The sequence below is a fragment of the Terrabacter sp. GCM10028922 genome, assembly GCF_042666095.1.
Taxonomy (GTDB): Bacteria; Actinomycetota; Actinomycetes; order Actinomycetales; family Dermatophilaceae; genus Terrabacter.
The window spans coordinates 435,941-450,665 of the sequence record NZ_JBHTFG010000023.1; the positions used below are offsets into that span (position 1 = coordinate 435,941).

A 14,725-nucleotide genomic window follows, 5' to 3' on the forward strand; every position below is an offset into this window, starting at 1 on the left:
AGGCTTTTGTACCAAGGACGACGGCGTCGCCGCTGACGTTCACTGTCCGTTTAGTCTGGTCGCGTGTCCACCGCCGCGCGCGCGTTCTGGTTGGTCGAGCCCGGCAAGGGCGAGATCCGGCCCGTCGCGCTGCCCGCCCCGCAGCCGGGCGAGGTGCTCGTGCGCGCGCTCCATTCCGGGGTGAGCCGAGGCACCGAGGCCATCGTCTTCCGCGGGGCCGTCCCCGTCGACCAGTACGCCACCATGCGGGCCCCGCACCAGGAGGGCGACTTCCCCGCACCCCTCAAGTACGGCTACCTCAGCGTCGGCGTCGTCGAGCAGGGGCCGGACGGGCTCGTGGGGCGGACGGTCTTCGCGCTCCATCCGCACCAGACGGCATACGTCGTGCCGGCGGAGGCAGTGGTTGTCGTGCCGGACGACGTTCCCGCCCGTCGCGCGGTGCTCGCGGGAACCGTGGAGACGGCCGTCAACGCACTCTGGGACGCGGCCCCGCTGCTCGGTGACCGTGTCGCGGTCGTCGGGGCCGGCATGGTCGGGTGCTGCGTCGCGCGCCTGCTGTCGCGTTTCCCCGGAACGCGCGTGACCCTGGTCGACCAGGACCCGACGCGGGCCGAGGTGGCGAGCCGACTGGGCGTCGACTTCGCCCAGCCCGGCGACCTCGACCGCACCGCCCGCCACGCCCCGGACCGTGACCTGGTCGTCCACACGAGCGCGACGGGCTCGGGCCTGCAGCTCTCACTCGACCTGCTCGCCCCGGAGGGCACGGTCCTCGACCTCAGCTGGTACGGCGACTCCCGGGTCGAGCTGGCGCTCGGTGGGTCGTTCCATTCCGGACGTCTTGGCATCCGCGCGAGCCAGGTGGGTTCCGTTGCAGCCGTGCGCCGCTCGCGCTACACGCATGCGCAGCGGCTCGCACTTGCCGTCGACCTCCTCCGCGACCCGGCCTTCGACGCCCTGCTCACGGGGGAGTCCCCGTTCGAGGAGCTGCCCGCAGTCATGCCGCGTCTCGTCGACGGCACGCTGCCGGCCATCTGCCACACCATCACCTACTGATCGGGGAGCTCGATGTACAGCGTGACCGTCCGGGACCACATGATGGTCGCCCACAGCTTCCGGGGCGAGGTGTTCGGACCGGCGCAGCGGCTGCACGGCGCGACCTTCGTGGTCGACGTGACCTTCCGCGGGCCCGAGCTCGACGGCGACGCCATCCTCGTGGACATCGGGCTGGCCACGCAGAGGGTCCACGAGGTCGTCGGCGACCTGAGCTACCGCAACCTCGACGACGAGCCGGCCTTCGCCGGCACGAACACCTCGACCGAGGTGCTGGCCCGCACCGTCGCGGACCGGGTGGCAGAGCGGGTGCACGCCGGCGACCTGGGCGGAGCGGCGGGGCAGGTGACCGGGCTCGTCGTCACGCTCCACGAGTCGCACGTCGCGTGGGCGTCCTACGAACGCACCCTGTGACCGACCTGCATGTCGTCGTCCCCGCCGGGATCCACGACCCGTCGCGCCCGAGCGGGGGCAACACCTACGACAGGCGTCTCGTGGCCGGCCTGAATGACCTGGGCTGGCACGTGCACGAGCACGAGGTGGTGGGAGCGTGGCCGCATCCGGACGCAGCGGCGCTCGCAGGCGTGGCGGCCCTCCTGGCGGACGTGCCCCCGGGCGCCCTCGTGCTCGTCGACGGCCTCGTGGCGTGCTGCGCCGACGCCGTGCTGGGGCCCGAAGGCGATCGGCTGCGTCTCGTCGTCCTCGTCCACATGCCACTCGGGCCGGCGGATCCCGCCGCGGCGGCGGGTGAGCGCCGCGTCCTCTCGGCGGCCTCCGCGGTCGTCACGCCGAGCCGGTGGACGCGCGACCTGCTCCTCGAGACGTACGCCCTCGACCCGGCGCTGGTGCACGTGGCCCGACCGGGCGTGGACGCGAGCCCCGTGGCGCCGGGCACCGCGCACGGGGGCGAGCTGCTCTGCGTCGCGGCGGTCACCCCGCACAAGGGTCACACCGATCTCGCCGACGCCCTGACGCTTGTCGCCGACCTGCCCTGGCGCTGTGTCTGCGCGGGGTCGCTGGCCCTGGACCCGGCCCGCGTCGCTGACGTCCGCGACCGGCTGACGCGCGCCGGACTCGCCGAACGGGTGAGCTTTCCCGGCCCGCTCACCGGTGTCGCCCTGGACCAGGCGTATGCCGCCGCCGACCTGCTCGTGCTGCCGTCGCTCGCGGAGACCTACGGCATGGTCGTGACCGAGGCGTTGGCGCGTGGGATCCCGGTGCTCGCCACGTCGGTCGGCGGCCTGCCGGAGGCCCTCGGCCCTGACGCCGACGGCCCCGACGGTGACGGCTCTGATCCAGGCATTCCGGGCTTGCTCGTGCCCGCAGGTCGGCCCGACAGACTCGCCGCCGCCCTCCGCTCGTGGCTCCGCCACGACGACCTGCGTGCCCGGCTGCGACACCGTGCGCTCGAGCGCCGACGGACCCTGACCCCGTGGTCGCGCACCGCCGAGGAGGTGTCGGGGGTCCTCGAGCGGGTATGGGGCGTTTGAACCCGTTGGCCCCTGCGGACGTCGTCCCCAGCGGGGACCTCGTAGAAAGGGGCGGAGGAGCTATGCGTCGCTACCGGTCGTTGCTGCGTCCGCTCGCGGGTGTCGTGATCCTCGGCATCCTCCTCCGGCAGCTGGGTGCGGGGCCCTTCGTGGACGCCCTGCTCGGTATCGACGCGCGGTCCTTGGCGGCAGCGACCCTGCTCGCTGCGCTCACGACGGTGTGTGGCGCGTGGCGGTGGGTCCTCGTGGCCCGCGGTCTCGGCGGCGAGCTGTCGCTGCGCTCGGCCGTGGCCGAGTGCTACCGCTCCCAGTTCCTCAACGTGACGCTCCCCGGCGGCGTGATGGGCGACGTGAACCGCGGCGTGCGGCACGGTCGCGACGGCGGTGACCTCGGCCGGGGCCTGCGCTCCGTCGTCTGGGAACGCTCGGCAGGACAGGTCGTACTCGTAGCCCTCACGCTCGGTGCCCTCCTGCTGCTGCCGTCACCGCTGCACCCCACGTCCCCGGGCGCCGAACCCAGCGCCGCGGCAGGGACGTCCGTTTCGTCCTCTGTTGTGGTCGCCCTCGTCGGCGTCACCGTCGTCGTGCTCGTCGTCGTGCTCGTCGCAGTGGTCGTGGGACGAGCCGAGCGCGGCTGCGACCGGAGTCTTGCCGGGCGGGCGGTACGGACTGCGGTCGCCGACGTACGCGCGGGCGTGCTGGGACGGCATACCTGGCCGGGTGTGGTGGCGTCGTCCGCCGTCGTGGTGGCCGGTCATGTGGGCACCTTCGTCGTCGCAGCGCGCAGTGCCGGCGTGACCGCGCCCCTGCTGGGTCTGGCGCCCCTCGCGCTGGTCGTCCTCGTCGCGATGGGCCTGCCGCTCAACGTCGCCGGTTGGGGACCGCGCGAGGGAGCGGCCGCCTGGGCTTTCGGAACGGCCGGACTCGGCGCCTCGGCCGGGGTGGGCACCGCTGTCGTCTATGGGGTCTTGGTTCTCGTGGCGAGCCTGCCCGGGGCGGTGCTGCTGGTCGTCGCCGGGCGAGCCGGTCCGGCACGCGCCGACGCCCTCAACGCACACACCCTCGTGGTGGAAGGGAGCGCCCGTGGCTGACCGCCCGTACACCCTGCTCAGCTGCGGCATGTCGATCGACGGCTTCCTCAGCACCCGCGCCACCACCCGGCTGATGCTGTCCAACGACGCCGACTTCGACCGCGTCGACGGTGAGCGGGCCGCCAGCGACGCCATCCTCGTGGGGGCCGGCACCATCCGCAAGGACAACCCCCGCCTGCTCGTGCGGTCCGCAGAACGACGTGCCGCCAGGGTGGACCGGGGCCTCCCACCGTCGCCGACGAAGGTCACGGTGACGCGAAGAGCCGAACTCGACTGTGCCGCAAGCTTCTTCGCCCCAGACGACACGGACAAGCTCGTCTACTGCTCGACGGACGCCGTGGACGCTGCCCGCGACCGTCTCGGTTCCGCCGCCGACGTCGTCGACGCCGGGCACGACATCTCCCTGCGTCGCGTCTGCGAGGACCTTGGTGACCGCGGCGTGCGGCGCCTCATGGTCGAGGGAGGGGGCACCGTGCACACACAGCTGCTCACCGAGGACCTTGCGGACGAGCTGCAGCTCGTGGTGGCGCCGTTCTTCGTCGGCGACTCGGGTGCCTGCCGTTTCGTCGGGGACGGCGCCTATCCCTGGAACCCCGACCGGCGCGCGACGCTGGCCGAGGTGCGGCAGATCGATGACGTCGTGCTCCTCCGGTATGCCTTGTCCCCGCGGTTCGGGACGGACGCACCGTGAGCCGGGCGCCGGAGGCACCTGCCGCTGCACGGATCCGGACGCAGGTCATGGTGCCACTGGCATTCTCCGACGGGTTCGAGACGTCGGCCCGCGCCTTCACGTTCGACGGTCTGGTCGACGGCCTCGAGCACGTCGCTCTCGGCCTCGGCGACCGTGCCCGGCCTCTCGACCAGGGCTCCCACAGCGCCGTGCCGACCCTGACGCGGCTGCACAGTGAGTGCCTCACCGGCGACGTCTTCGGCAGCCAGCGCTGCGACTGCGGGCCGCAGCTGCGCGAGGCCGTCGAACGCCTCGACGCCGCGGGCGGGTTCCTGCTCTACCTGCGCCAGGAGGGACGCGGCATCGGCCTCTACGCCAAGCTCGACGCCTACGTGCTGCAGGACGGCGGGCTCGACACGTATGAGGCCAACCAGGCCCTCGGCTACGCCGCGGACGAACGGGACTACACCGTGGCGGCCCAGATGCTCGGTGCCCTGGGCGTGGAGCGCGTGTCGCTGCTCAGCAACAACCCCGACAAGGCCGACCAGCTGCACCGGCTCGGGATCACGGTGGCGCGGCGTGTGCCCACCGGGGTGCACCTGTCCGACGCGAACGCGCAGTACCTCGCCACCAAGGCGGTGCGAGGCGCCCACGCGCTCGACCTGACCATCGACGGCCGGCGCGGCACGGCATGACGATCAGCCCGGGGAGGGCACCGGGACGCACGGGGCGAGGTGCCCCGTGCGTCCCCCTCGGCGCCTCAGGCGTAGTAGTTCGAGCTGCGCGGCCAGGAACCGGTCGGCGGCACCCAGCCCTCCATCGTCGACGGAAGTGACTGCCGGGTGTTGCAGTTGATCACCGAGTAGTGCAGGTGCGGGGCCGTGGCGGCGCCGGTGCTCCCGGACCAGCCGATGATGCGGCCCTGCGGCACCCAGTTCCCGGGCTCGTAGAACGAGCGGTTGAGGTGCGCGTACTGGGTGCACTGACCATTGGGGTGACGGATGATCACCTCGATGCCGTTCTGCCAGTACGGCGACCAGTTCGAGATGACGATCCAGCCTCCCTGCGTCGCCGAGACCTCGTAGTTGGCCGGCAGTCCGAGGTCCCACGCGTACCGGTTGTAGTAGTCCTGGTGCGAATAGGCACCGCCGTTGCCCTGGGTGACCTGGTAGCTCTCACCAGCGGGGTAGGGCGCCTTGTAGTAGCCGTCCGCAGACGCGGCCGACGCTCCGCTGAGCGCCGTCGAGGCGGCCAGGGCGAGGGTACCGACGAAGATGCCGAGCCTGCGGGACAGCGAGGTCCTGCGGCCCCTGGTTCCGAGGCGCTTCATTCCGAGCATGAGTGGTTCCTTCCGGTGATGGGGTGTCGTGAGCTACCGCGTGGAGTGGCCGTGGTGCTGGGTGGTCCGTTGCAGGGGTGGGGGGCCCAGTCCAAGCGAGGCGACCTGCGGTGGGCAATCCTTCAAGTGGTCGGCTTCATCGACCCTGCTCACGCCCCGCCCCACGGAACTTCACGACACTGGGCACGACGGGCTGGACGCCCCGTCCGCTTCCGCTGTGAGCGCGAGGCATCGCGCCGAATCGTGACGAACCCCCCTCTATGGGTACGAAACAGGCGCCACCGCCTGGGCTCCAGCAGCGTGGCACAGGCGGTGGCGCTCACCGTCCCACTACGAGGCCGGACTACACAAGGGGTCGTCGATCGGCCGGCGGGACGTGCTCCTGCCCCTTTGGGAGGCGTCGTGTCGCCGCAGTTCCCGGGACGGATGGCGGGCATGTCCTTACCCTGAGAGGGCAGGGGGTTTTGGTCTCGGGGGCTGGCCTGCTGTGAGGCTCAGCCGGCCTCTCTGAGCACGGAGAGCTGTGCAACCCATGGGTGCTGAGCGGGAAGAGCTGCCGCAGCCGCGTAGTGGCGACTTGATCGACGAACGGCTGCGCGAGGAGATCGAGCTGCTCACGCGCGTCATCGACCTGGTCGCCGACTACCCGAACCACCTGACCGCGTGGCAGATCGATGCGCTCCTGGACGTCGGTCGGCCCCATGAGCTGACCGGCCGGCGCCGTCGCCGCCGTCGGCCGGATGCGTGAGCCGTCGACATTGCGGGTAAGGGGACGGTCCCATTGGGTCCTGACCGGCGCACAATGGAGCCTTCAGGAGGTTGCGTGATGTCTGCAGAGCTGCACCCGCTCGACGGCGAGGCTCCCGCCCTGGAGTCGATGACGATCGATGAGCTGGTCGCGGAGCTCTCCAGGCTCCAGGACCGAATGCATGGGGACGCGGCCTCGAGCGGGTACCGGCCCCATGCGGGGTACATGCACCGGCGGGCCGAGCTCGAACGTCGCGAGCGACGCATCATGCGCGAGCTCGAACGCAGGTACGCCGCCGCGCCACCCGCGGAAGGTGCCTAGCCTCAGGCGCTGTGGCCGATCTCGTCGGTGTCGAACAGCTCAGCGATGAGCCCGCCGAGGTGTCGGCGATGCTCGGCCGTGACCCGTGCCGCGTTGTCGACGTCCTTGGCGCTGCAGAGCTCGATGAGCTGGCTGTGGTGCTCGATGGTGTCCTGCCCGCCGAGCAGCGTGGAGAACTTGCGGTAGTAGATGCGGTGGAGCGGACCTTCGGCCTGGGTGATGAGCCGTTTGAGGAGCGGGTTGCGTGCCGCGTCGATGATGACGCCGTGCAGGGTGTCGTCGGCGGCGAGGGCCGCCTGGGTGTCGTTCTTCTTGACGGCGGCCGCGAAGCGGGCGTTCGCCCGTCTCATGGTGGCGATGTCTTCGGCGGTGAGGTGTGGGACGGCGGTGCGTACGGCGAGCTGGTCGAGAACCTCGACGACGGACAGGGTCGCCTCGACGTCGGCACGGTCGAGCGTGGTGACCATGGTGTAGACCCCCGGCTTGGCCTCGACCAGGCCGGTGTCGGCGAGCCGAGCGAGCGCTTCGCGGACAGGGGTGCGGCTCAGGCCGAGCCGCTCGGCCAGGTCGCTGTCCTTGATCTTGCTGCCGGGCTCGAGCTCGCCCGTGACGATGGCCTGCCGGATGCGTTCATAGGCCACGTCGCTCATGCGCGGACGTTGCACCGACCAGTCCTGTGACATATTGGACACAATACTCTGCGGTCCGGCGTCCTTGGGCACGTGTCCCGAGGCCGCTCACACTGCGACCGCGGTGAGGTGCCCGTCCGTGGCGCGCGGCTCCGTCGGCTCCACCCGGTCCAGGAGCGCTTGCGCGAGCACCGTCGCGGGGTCGATCACCGGGCAGGGCGCCTGCCGGAGCGGCAGGCCCAGCGGAATCTCCGTGCAGCCGGCCACGATCACCTGGGCGCCGCGCTCGAACAGATGATGGGCCGCCGTCGTCAGCTGCTGGGCGACCGTCTCGTCCCGACGGCCGGCCTTGACGGCCCGGATGGCGGGCATCACGTGGCTCGACTGCACCGGCTCACCAGGGGTGACCACGGAGATCCCCGCTTCGCCCAGCCACTGCTGGTAGAGCTGCGCGCGGATCGTGCCGCTGGTGGCCAGCAACCCGACCGTGCGCACCTGGGGCCGCGCGGTCACGATGTGCTTGGCCACCTCGTCGACCATGTGCACCACCGGCAGTCCGAGCTGGCTCGACACGGCGGGCAGGAACGCGTGGGCGGTGTTGCAGGGGATGGCGAGCATGGTGGCGCCGGCGCTGCGCAGGATCGTCGCTCCGTGCAGCAGCCACGGGGTCGGGTCAGGCCCGCCCTCGGTCAGGGCCAGGGTCCGGTCCGGGATGGTGGGGTCGGCCCAGATGACGACCTTGGGGTGGTCCTGGTCGGTCGCGACGGGGGTGAGCGCGACCAGCTTGGTGTAGAAGTCTGCGGTGGCGGCCGGACCCATACCACCGAGGATGCCGATGACGGCGTCGGGGTGAGTGGTCATGGCCGGTCGCTGTGCTCACGCGAGTGGCCGTTGGAAGTCCCGGCGAAGGTCGTGACGGCGTCGGCGCTGCCCTCGTGCGCGCTCGTCGGCGCGCCGGTGGGGGCCGCCGTGGAGTCCCCGGTGGGGTCTGCGGTGGAGTCCGCGGTGGAGTCCGCGGTGGAGTCCGCGGTGGAGTCCTGGGCTGTGGTGGCGGTGTTGCCGGCCTTGCCATGGGCCTTGGCGATTGACTTCAGCTCGGAACGGTCGATCACGGCTGCGGCGAGGGAGTTGCCGACGACGTTGACGCCCGTCCGCGCCATGTCGACGATGAAGTCCACGCCGAGGAGCAGTGCCACGCCCTCGGGGGGAAGGCCGATCGTGGCACCGGCGGCGAGCAGGACGACGATCGATGCGGAGGCGACCCCCGCCATGCCCTTGGACAGGATGACCAGCACCCCGACCATGAGCATCAGCGCGGGGATCGACGTGTCGAGCCCGTAGGCGTTGGCCAGGAAGACCAGGGCGACGGCCTGGTAGAGCACGGAACCGTCGGTGTTGAACGAGTACCCGAGGGGCACGACGAACGAGGTGGTCGAGCGGCTGATGCCGAACTTCTCGAGCCGCAGCAGCAGCGGGGCGAGGACGGCTTCTGAGCTGCGGGTGACGAAGGCGAGCCCGGCCAGGTCACCGATGCTCCTGAGCAGCGGGACGTACCGGACGCCGAAGATCGCGGCGATGACCGGGAAGATGACGCCGAGCACGATGACCAGGCCGAGGTAGACGACCCCGATGAAGCCCAGCAGGCTGGTGAGGTTGCCGAAGCCGTAGTGGGCCACGTCGTAGGCGATGAAGCCGAGCACGCCGAGCGGGGCCAGCCGGATGACGTAGCCGACGATCTTGAACATGGCGGTGGCAAGTGAGTCGAGCACCGTGGTCAGCGGCTTGCCCGGCTCGCCGACCGCAGCGAGCGCGACACCGAGGAAGGTGGCGAACAGGATGACCGCCAGCAGGTTGCCCTCGGAGAAGGCAGCGAACACGTTCTTCGGGATGGCGTGCAGCAACAGCTCGGCGAAGTCGATCCCCTTGTCGAGCTGCTCGACCGCTGAGGGATCCGCGGCTGTCACCGGCGCGTCGGCGCCGATGTCGAACAGCTTCGCCAGCGTCACGGCCAGGACCAGGATGAGCGTGGTGACGACCTCGAAGTAGAGGATCGCCTTGCCTGCCATCCGGCCGACCTTCTTCACCGACTCCATGCGGGCGATGCCCAGCACGATCAACGGGAACACCAAGGGCACGACGACCATCTGGACGAGGTTCAGGAACGCCGTGCCGACCAGCTTGAGGCCTTCGCCGACTCCCGGTGCGAGCAGGCCGACGAGCGCACCCACCCCGACCCCGATCAGGGACTGCACCCCGATGGGGAGCTTCCACACCTGCCACCACTTCCGCTTGGGCGTCTGGCCTCCGACGCGGGAGCGGGACGTGTTCGCGACGCCGTGCTCTGTCATGCAAGCCTCCAATATACTGGATCCACTATGTCTGCATGTCAGAGTGGCGGCCCCGTGCGGTTCTGTCAAGACCTCCGGGCACGGCGAACGTGATGCGCGCGACCGGGCCTGGACATCCCCGGCGCAATCTCGGCCTTGCGACACGATCCGTTCACGCAGGATGCCGTCACGGACGAAATCGTCCGACAAACGGCTGGCTCTGTGGATCCGCCTGTGTGCGCCGCCGTAGCGTTCCAGGACCAGCCTCGACGGGCCGATACGTCACAGATTGGAGAGACCGTGCTTCCCAAGGACGCCAAAGTGGTGATCACCGGTGCGACCAGTGGGATCGGGCGGGCAGTGTGCAGCTCATTCAGGAACGAAGGCGCGCGGCTGCTCCTCACCGGTCGACGTCCCACCCTCGACGGTGTCGGTCCTGACGACATCTACAAGCCCGGCGACCTCAACGATGAGGCGTTCGTGTCGGACCTTGCGGCCACCGCGGCGCAGGAGCTCGGCTCCGTCGATGCCTTGGTGATCGGGCACGGACTGCAGCTGAGCGCACCACTGGTCGAGACGAGCGCGGCGCAGGCCGAAGCGGTGCTCACCAGCAACGTGCTCAGCGCCTTTCTCGTCATGAAGCACTTCATCCCGTTGATGTCCACGCAGGAGCCGGGCGGGTCGATCGTCTGCGTCAGCTCGCGCCTCGGCATGGTCGGGATGGCCGGCCAGGTGCTGTACTCAGCGGCCAAGGGCGGACTCATCATGCTCGCCCGCGGAGCAGCCATCGAACTGGCCGATCAGGGCATCCGCGTCAACGTGGTCGCACCAGGGCTCACGGCCACGGACGCCATCGAGTCCGCGTTTCAACGTCGCCCCGATCCTGAGGCATACCGGCGTAGTCGTGAGTCGTCGATCCCGCTCCGCCGCCTGGCGACGCCCGAGGAGATTGCCGACGCAGTGCTCTTCCTCGCCTCGAACCGCTCCAGCTACGTCACCGGCGCAGTGCTGCCGGTCGACGGCGGCTACACCGCCTTCTGAGCCCACCGACCATGCTCCACACGACACGACCACCGGAGAAGGACATGACCGAGACCCCGCCGTACCAGGTGACCGACCCGTTCACCGGACAGGTGACCCAGACCTTTCCGTACGCCGGCGACGCCGAGATCGAGGCGGCGCTCGCCAGCTCGGCGGCGGCGTTCGAGGCCTGGCGGGCACGGCCGGTTGCGGAGCGGGCGGCGATCGTGAAGCGGGTCGGGGTGCTGTTCGCGGAGCGCGCTGCCGAGCTCGGTGCGCTGGTCACCAGCGAGATGGGCAAGCGGCCGTCGTCGGCGAGCGGCGAGGCCGCGTACTGCTCCACGATCTTCGAGTACTTCGCCGACCAGGGGCCGACGCTGCTGGCCGACCACCCGCTGCCCGGGCACGACGGCGCCCGCATCGAGCACCTCCCCATCGGCCCGCTGCTGGGCGTCATGCCGTGGAACTACCCGTACTCGCAGGTCGCCCGGTTCGCCGCCCCGAACCTCGTCGCCGGCAACACGATCGTGGTCAAGCATGCCGAGAACTGCCCCACCTCGGCGCTGGCCATCGCCGAGCTGATGCGGGACGCCGGTGTCCCGGACGGGGTCTACCTCAACCTCTTCGCGACCCACGGGCAGGTGGCCACGATGATCGCCGACCCGCGCGTCCGCGGCATCTCGCTGACCGGCTCCGAGCGTGCCGGTGCCGCGGTCGCCGAGGCCGCCGGTCGGCACCTGAAGAAGGTGGTCCTGGAGCTCGGCGGCTCCGATCCCTACATCGTGCTGGACACCGACGACGTCGTTGCTGCCGCTGAGCTCGCGTGGGCCACCCGGACGGCGAACGTCGGACAGGCGTGCAACTCCAACAAGAGGATGATCGTGATGGCCGACATCTACGACGACTTCGTGGCCATCCTCGTCAAGCAGGCCTCGGCGATGACACCACGCACGCCGGGTGACGACTCGGACACCGCATACTCCCCGATGGTGTCCCGCCGGGCGGCCGAGAGCCTGCTCGCCCAGGTTCAGGACGCGGTCGCCAAGGGCGCCACGCTGCACATCGGCGGCGAGCTCGTCTCGGACGACGGTGCCTACTTCGCGCCGGCGGTGCTGACCGGCGTCACGCCGAAGATGCGGGCCTACCACGAGGAGCTCTTCGGTCCGGTCGCCGTGGTCTACAAGGTCAGCAGCGATGACGAGGCGGTCAGGTTGGCCAACGCCGTGGACTTCGGTCTCGGCGGCGCGGTCTGGAGCACCGACGAGCAGCGCGCCACCAAGGTCGCCTCGCAGCTCGAGCTCGGCATGGCCGCGGTCAACACCCCAGCCGTATGGGGACCCGACCTGCCCTTCGGCGGCATCAAACGCTCCGGTTTCGGCCGCGAGCTCGGCCCCCTCGGCATCCTCGAGTTCGTCAACAAGCGCCTGTTCTACGTCCAACCGAACCGCACTGGGTCTGACTGACGCAGGCTGTGACCGGCCGTGCCTCCACCGAGGAGACTCGCAGACGACCGGATCCCGGTCATCTGCTCGTCGCGGGCTCCAGCAGCTGCCGGTCGGGAGCCATGAACGAGACGTCCCGGCCGGTCGAGCCATCGATGGCGAAGTCGGCGGCGATCTCGCCCATGATGGTGGCGAACTTGAAGCCGGAGCCCGAGAAGCCACAGGCCACCACGAGCCGAGAGTCGGAGGGGGCGGGACCGAGCAGCGGCCTGCCGTCGGGGCTGAACCCCTCGATCCCTGTCTGGAGGCTGACCGGATCCGGGTGCAGGCCGGGGAGGAACTCGCGGACCGAAGTCGCCACCCGGGACGCGAACGCCGGGTCGACGAACCGGTCGACGTGGGCGAGATCGCGGACCTCCGGATGAGTCTCGAACGTGATGCCGACCTTGACCGTGGCGCCGTCGAGCGTGGGGAACCCGTACGCCGCGACGTCGCCCACGCGTTCGAAGACGCCGAACACGTCCGGGTGGTAGTCGCGCGGGGTCCGGGCGAGGTACCAGGCCTGCACGATGCGTCGGGGAACGACGGCCTGACGCGCCCCGGGCACGAGCTCGCCCGCCCACGGGCCCGGGGCGAGCACGACGCGCCCGTAGGTCTGTTCGCCGTCCCGGGTCACGACCGCGACGCCGGTCTTCCGCGGCTCGACGGCGATCACCTCGGTGTACGGGCTCACAGCGGCACCGAGGACGGCCGCGCGTTCCACGGCGGTGGCGACGCTCGCCTCGGGCCGGAGGTAACCCGCCAGGGGGTCGGTCACGCCGACGTCACCGGCCCGTACAACGTGCTGCGGGAAGCGCGCGCCGAGGTCGGCGGCCTCGAGCACCTCGTGAGGAAGCCCGTTGTCCCTGGCGGACGCGATCGCAGAGAGGATCTCCGGAGTACTGTCCGGCCCGAGGATCACACCGCCGGTCTGCCGGAACAGCTCGGGCTCGGTGTGCTCCTCCAGCTCGCGCCACAAGCCGAGCGCCTCCACGGCCAGCGGTGTGTCGCGAGGCTCACGCTGGCTCTGTACCGAGAAGCGGCGAGTCTGACCCGCCGAGGCGCCGCGGTCGTGCCCGATGCCGAAGCGCTCGTAGCCGTGGACGCTCACTCCTCGTTCGGCCAGCCGCCAGAGGGCCATGGACCCGATCGCCCCCAGACCGATCACGGCAACGTCGGCTCGACTCGTGCTCATCTGCTCGTCCCCGGTGCTAGCAGTGCGATGACGAAGTCGGTCACCTCGCGGGTCGATGCAGTGCCGCCCAGGTCGGCGGTGCGCGTGTGCGGCTCGCGCAGCGAGGCCTCGAGGGCGGCCATGAGTGCCGCCGCGGGCTCCGAGAGCCGCAGATGGTCCAGCATCATCGCCACGGACCAGAGCATGCCGACCGGGTTGGCGAGCCCCTTGCCCGAGATGTCGGGCGCGGAACCGTGCACGGGCTCGAACATCGAGGGTCCGCCGTCGGGGGCGAGGTTCGCCGAGGGGGCGATGCCGATGCTGCCGCAGACCGCGGCCGCCAGGTCCGAGAGGATGTCACCGAAGAGGTTCGAGGCCACGACCACGTCGAAGTCCGAAGGACGCATCACCATCCGAGCCGCCATGGCGTCGATGTGCTCACGCTGCACCGTCACCCCGGGGTGACGCGAAGCCACCTCGTCGACCACCTCGTCCCACAGCGTCATCGTGTGGATGATGCCGTTGGACTTGGTGGCGGAGTGCACGCGGCCTCGGCGTCCCTCGGCCTGCTTCATGGCGTACTCGGTGATCCGCTCCACACCGGTGCGGGAGAAGATGCTCTCCTGCAGTGCAAGCTCGGACGGGCCGCGTCCGATCCGACCGCCGACCTCGCTGTACTCGCCCTCGGAGTTCTCCCGGACGACCAGGAAGTCGACGCCTGCCGCCAGCTCCGGGCGCACGGGCGTCGGCACGCCTTCGAAGACCCGCATGGGGCGCAGGTTGACGTACTGTCCGAAGGCTCTGCGGATCGGGATGAGCAGGCCCCAGAGTGAGACGTGGTCCGGTACGCCGGGCCATCCCACGGCACCGAGGAGGATGGCGTCGTGCCGGCTCAGCACCTCCAAGCCGTCGGGAGGCATCATGTCGCCCTCGCGGTGGTAGCGCTCGCACGACCAGTCCAGCTCGGTCGTCGCGAACTCGGCGCCGTACGCCTTCTCCACGGCGCGGAGAACCTCCTTGGCCGACTCCATGACCTCGACGCCGATCCCGTCGCCGGGGATGAGCGCAAGCCGGATCACGGGTGCGGGCCCGCCGCTCACAGGAGGAAGCTGGGCCGGGCGAGGTTCGTGAGCTGCCCGTACTCCTGAACGCCCTCGGGCCCGTCCAGCCTCTGCGCTCATCGTCCCGTCCCTTCCTGCCGCGGCGGTTCCGCGTCGCATGTACCGGCTGTGCCTGCGGGTGAGCCTCCGGGCGCCGGTCGCGGCGGGCGTCCGAAGCAATGTACGAGGCATGGTGATTGATTGTCAACAATGAGGTGATCGACTGTAGACAATCGACGAGCGAGGCCGTACGGTACTTTCAGCAACCCCGTGACGGAGAGGACC

General features: G+C 70.5%; 16 protein-coding genes. 10 read left to right on the forward strand and 6 right to left on the reverse strand.

Annotated features, from left to right (window positions below; all coding sequences use genetic code 11):
* Nucleotides 1–63: 63 nt before the first annotated feature.
* The 6 genes from ACFQU3_RS18850 (at nucleotide 64) to ribA (ending at nucleotide 4,996) form a co-directional block, all read left to right on the forward strand.
* On the forward strand, nucleotides 64–1,053 hold the full coding sequence (locus tag ACFQU3_RS18850) for a zinc-binding alcohol dehydrogenase (RefSeq protein WP_385912584.1): 990 nt from the start codon (nucleotides 64–66) through the stop codon (nucleotides 1,051–1,053).
* A gap of 12 nt (nucleotides 1,054–1,065) precedes the next feature.
* Nucleotides 1,066–1,464: a 6-pyruvoyl tetrahydropterin synthase family protein gene (locus ACFQU3_RS18855; RefSeq protein WP_385912586.1), complete on the forward strand. Its 399-nt coding sequence runs from the start codon at nucleotides 1,066–1,068 to the stop codon at nucleotides 1,462–1,464.
* Nucleotides 1,461–2,540 (forward strand): glycosyltransferase family 4 protein, encoded by a 1,080-nt coding sequence (locus ACFQU3_RS18860; protein WP_385912588.1) that lies wholly within the window; start codon nucleotides 1,461–1,463, stop codon nucleotides 2,538–2,540. The genes ACFQU3_RS18855 and ACFQU3_RS18860 overlap by 4 nt, the downstream gene beginning before the upstream one ends.
* Nucleotides 2,541–2,602: 62 nt before the next feature.
* Nucleotides 2,603–3,631, forward strand: a complete 1,029-nt coding sequence (locus ACFQU3_RS18865) for a lysylphosphatidylglycerol synthase domain-containing protein (protein WP_385912590.1) — start codon at nucleotides 2,603–2,605, stop codon at nucleotides 3,629–3,631.
* Nucleotides 3,624–4,322: a RibD family protein gene (locus tag ACFQU3_RS18870; protein ID WP_385912592.1), complete on the forward strand. Its 699-nt coding sequence runs from the start codon at nucleotides 3,624–3,626 to the stop codon at nucleotides 4,320–4,322. The genes ACFQU3_RS18865 and ACFQU3_RS18870 overlap by 8 nt, the downstream gene beginning before the upstream one ends.
* Nucleotides 4,323–4,369: 47 nt before the next feature.
* Entirely contained in the window at nucleotides 4,370–4,996 is a 627-nt protein-coding gene (gene ribA, locus ACFQU3_RS18875; protein WP_385912594.1) for a GTP cyclohydrolase II, read from the forward strand.
* 65 nt (nucleotides 4,997–5,061) lie between these two features.
* On the opposite strand, the gene ACFQU3_RS18880 is transcribed toward ribA, so the two are convergent.
* Nucleotides 5,062–5,640: a M23 family metallopeptidase gene (locus tag ACFQU3_RS18880; RefSeq protein ID WP_385912596.1), complete on the reverse strand. Its 579-nt coding sequence runs from the start codon at nucleotides 5,638–5,640 to the stop codon at nucleotides 5,062–5,064.
* 532 nt (nucleotides 5,641–6,172) lie between these two features.
* Here ACFQU3_RS18880 and ACFQU3_RS18885 point away from each other — a divergent pair.
* Both ACFQU3_RS18885 and ACFQU3_RS18890 read left to right on the forward strand, forming a co-directional pair.
* Nucleotides 6,173–6,388: a hypothetical protein gene (locus ACFQU3_RS18885; protein WP_385912598.1), complete on the forward strand. Its 216-nt coding sequence runs from the start codon at nucleotides 6,173–6,175 to the stop codon at nucleotides 6,386–6,388.
* A gap of 78 nt (nucleotides 6,389–6,466) precedes the next feature.
* Nucleotides 6,467–6,709, forward strand: a complete 243-nt coding sequence (locus ACFQU3_RS18890) for a hypothetical protein (protein ID WP_385912599.1) — start codon at nucleotides 6,467–6,469, stop codon at nucleotides 6,707–6,709.
* 2 nt (nucleotides 6,710–6,711) lie between these two features.
* Here ACFQU3_RS18890 and ACFQU3_RS18895 read toward each other — a convergent pair whose 3' ends face one another.
* The 3 genes from ACFQU3_RS18895 to ACFQU3_RS18905 all read right to left on the reverse strand — a co-directional run bounded on the left by ACFQU3_RS18895 (nucleotide 6,712) and on the right by ACFQU3_RS18905 (nucleotide 9,686).
* Nucleotides 6,712–7,359 (reverse strand): GntR family transcriptional regulator, encoded by a 648-nt coding sequence (locus ACFQU3_RS18895; protein WP_385912601.1) that lies wholly within the window; start codon nucleotides 7,357–7,359, stop codon nucleotides 6,712–6,714.
* 87 nt (nucleotides 7,360–7,446) lie between these two features.
* Entirely contained in the window at nucleotides 7,447–8,199 is a 753-nt protein-coding gene (locus ACFQU3_RS18900; protein WP_385912603.1) for an aspartate/glutamate racemase family protein, read from the reverse strand.
* The gene (locus ACFQU3_RS18905) at nucleotides 8,196–9,686 is read right to left on the reverse strand and encodes a dicarboxylate/amino acid:cation symporter (protein ID WP_385912605.1); all 1,491 of its coding nucleotides are present in this window, start codon (nucleotides 9,684–9,686) and stop codon (nucleotides 8,196–8,198) included. The genes ACFQU3_RS18900 and ACFQU3_RS18905 overlap by 4 nt, the downstream gene beginning before the upstream one ends.
* Before the next feature lie 135 nt (nucleotides 9,687–9,821).
* Between ACFQU3_RS18905 and ACFQU3_RS18910 the strand changes: the two genes are divergently transcribed.
* Together ACFQU3_RS18910 and ACFQU3_RS18915 are read left to right on the forward strand one after the other, a co-directional pair.
* Nucleotides 9,822–10,706, forward strand: coding sequence for an SDR family NAD(P)-dependent oxidoreductase (locus tag ACFQU3_RS18910; RefSeq protein WP_385912607.1), 885 nt, complete (start codon nucleotides 9,822–9,824; stop codon nucleotides 10,704–10,706).
* Nucleotides 10,707–10,750: 44 nt separating this feature from the next.
* A complete protein-coding gene (locus ACFQU3_RS18915; protein WP_385912609.1) occupies nucleotides 10,751–12,148 on the forward strand; it encodes an NAD-dependent succinate-semialdehyde dehydrogenase in 1,398 nt (465 codons plus the stop codon).
* 58 nt (nucleotides 12,149–12,206) lie between these two features.
* Here ACFQU3_RS18915 and solA read toward each other — a convergent pair whose 3' ends face one another.
* Together solA and ACFQU3_RS18925 are read right to left on the reverse strand one after the other, a co-directional pair.
* Nucleotides 12,207–13,361, reverse strand: coding sequence for an N-methyl-L-tryptophan oxidase (solA, locus tag ACFQU3_RS18920; protein WP_385912611.1), 1,155 nt, complete (start codon nucleotides 13,359–13,361; stop codon nucleotides 12,207–12,209).
* Nucleotides 13,358–14,440, reverse strand: a complete 1,083-nt coding sequence (locus ACFQU3_RS18925) for a tartrate dehydrogenase (protein WP_385912613.1) — start codon at nucleotides 14,438–14,440, stop codon at nucleotides 13,358–13,360. The genes solA and ACFQU3_RS18925 overlap by 4 nt, the downstream gene beginning before the upstream one ends.
* Nucleotides 14,441–14,725 lie beyond the last annotated feature (285 nt).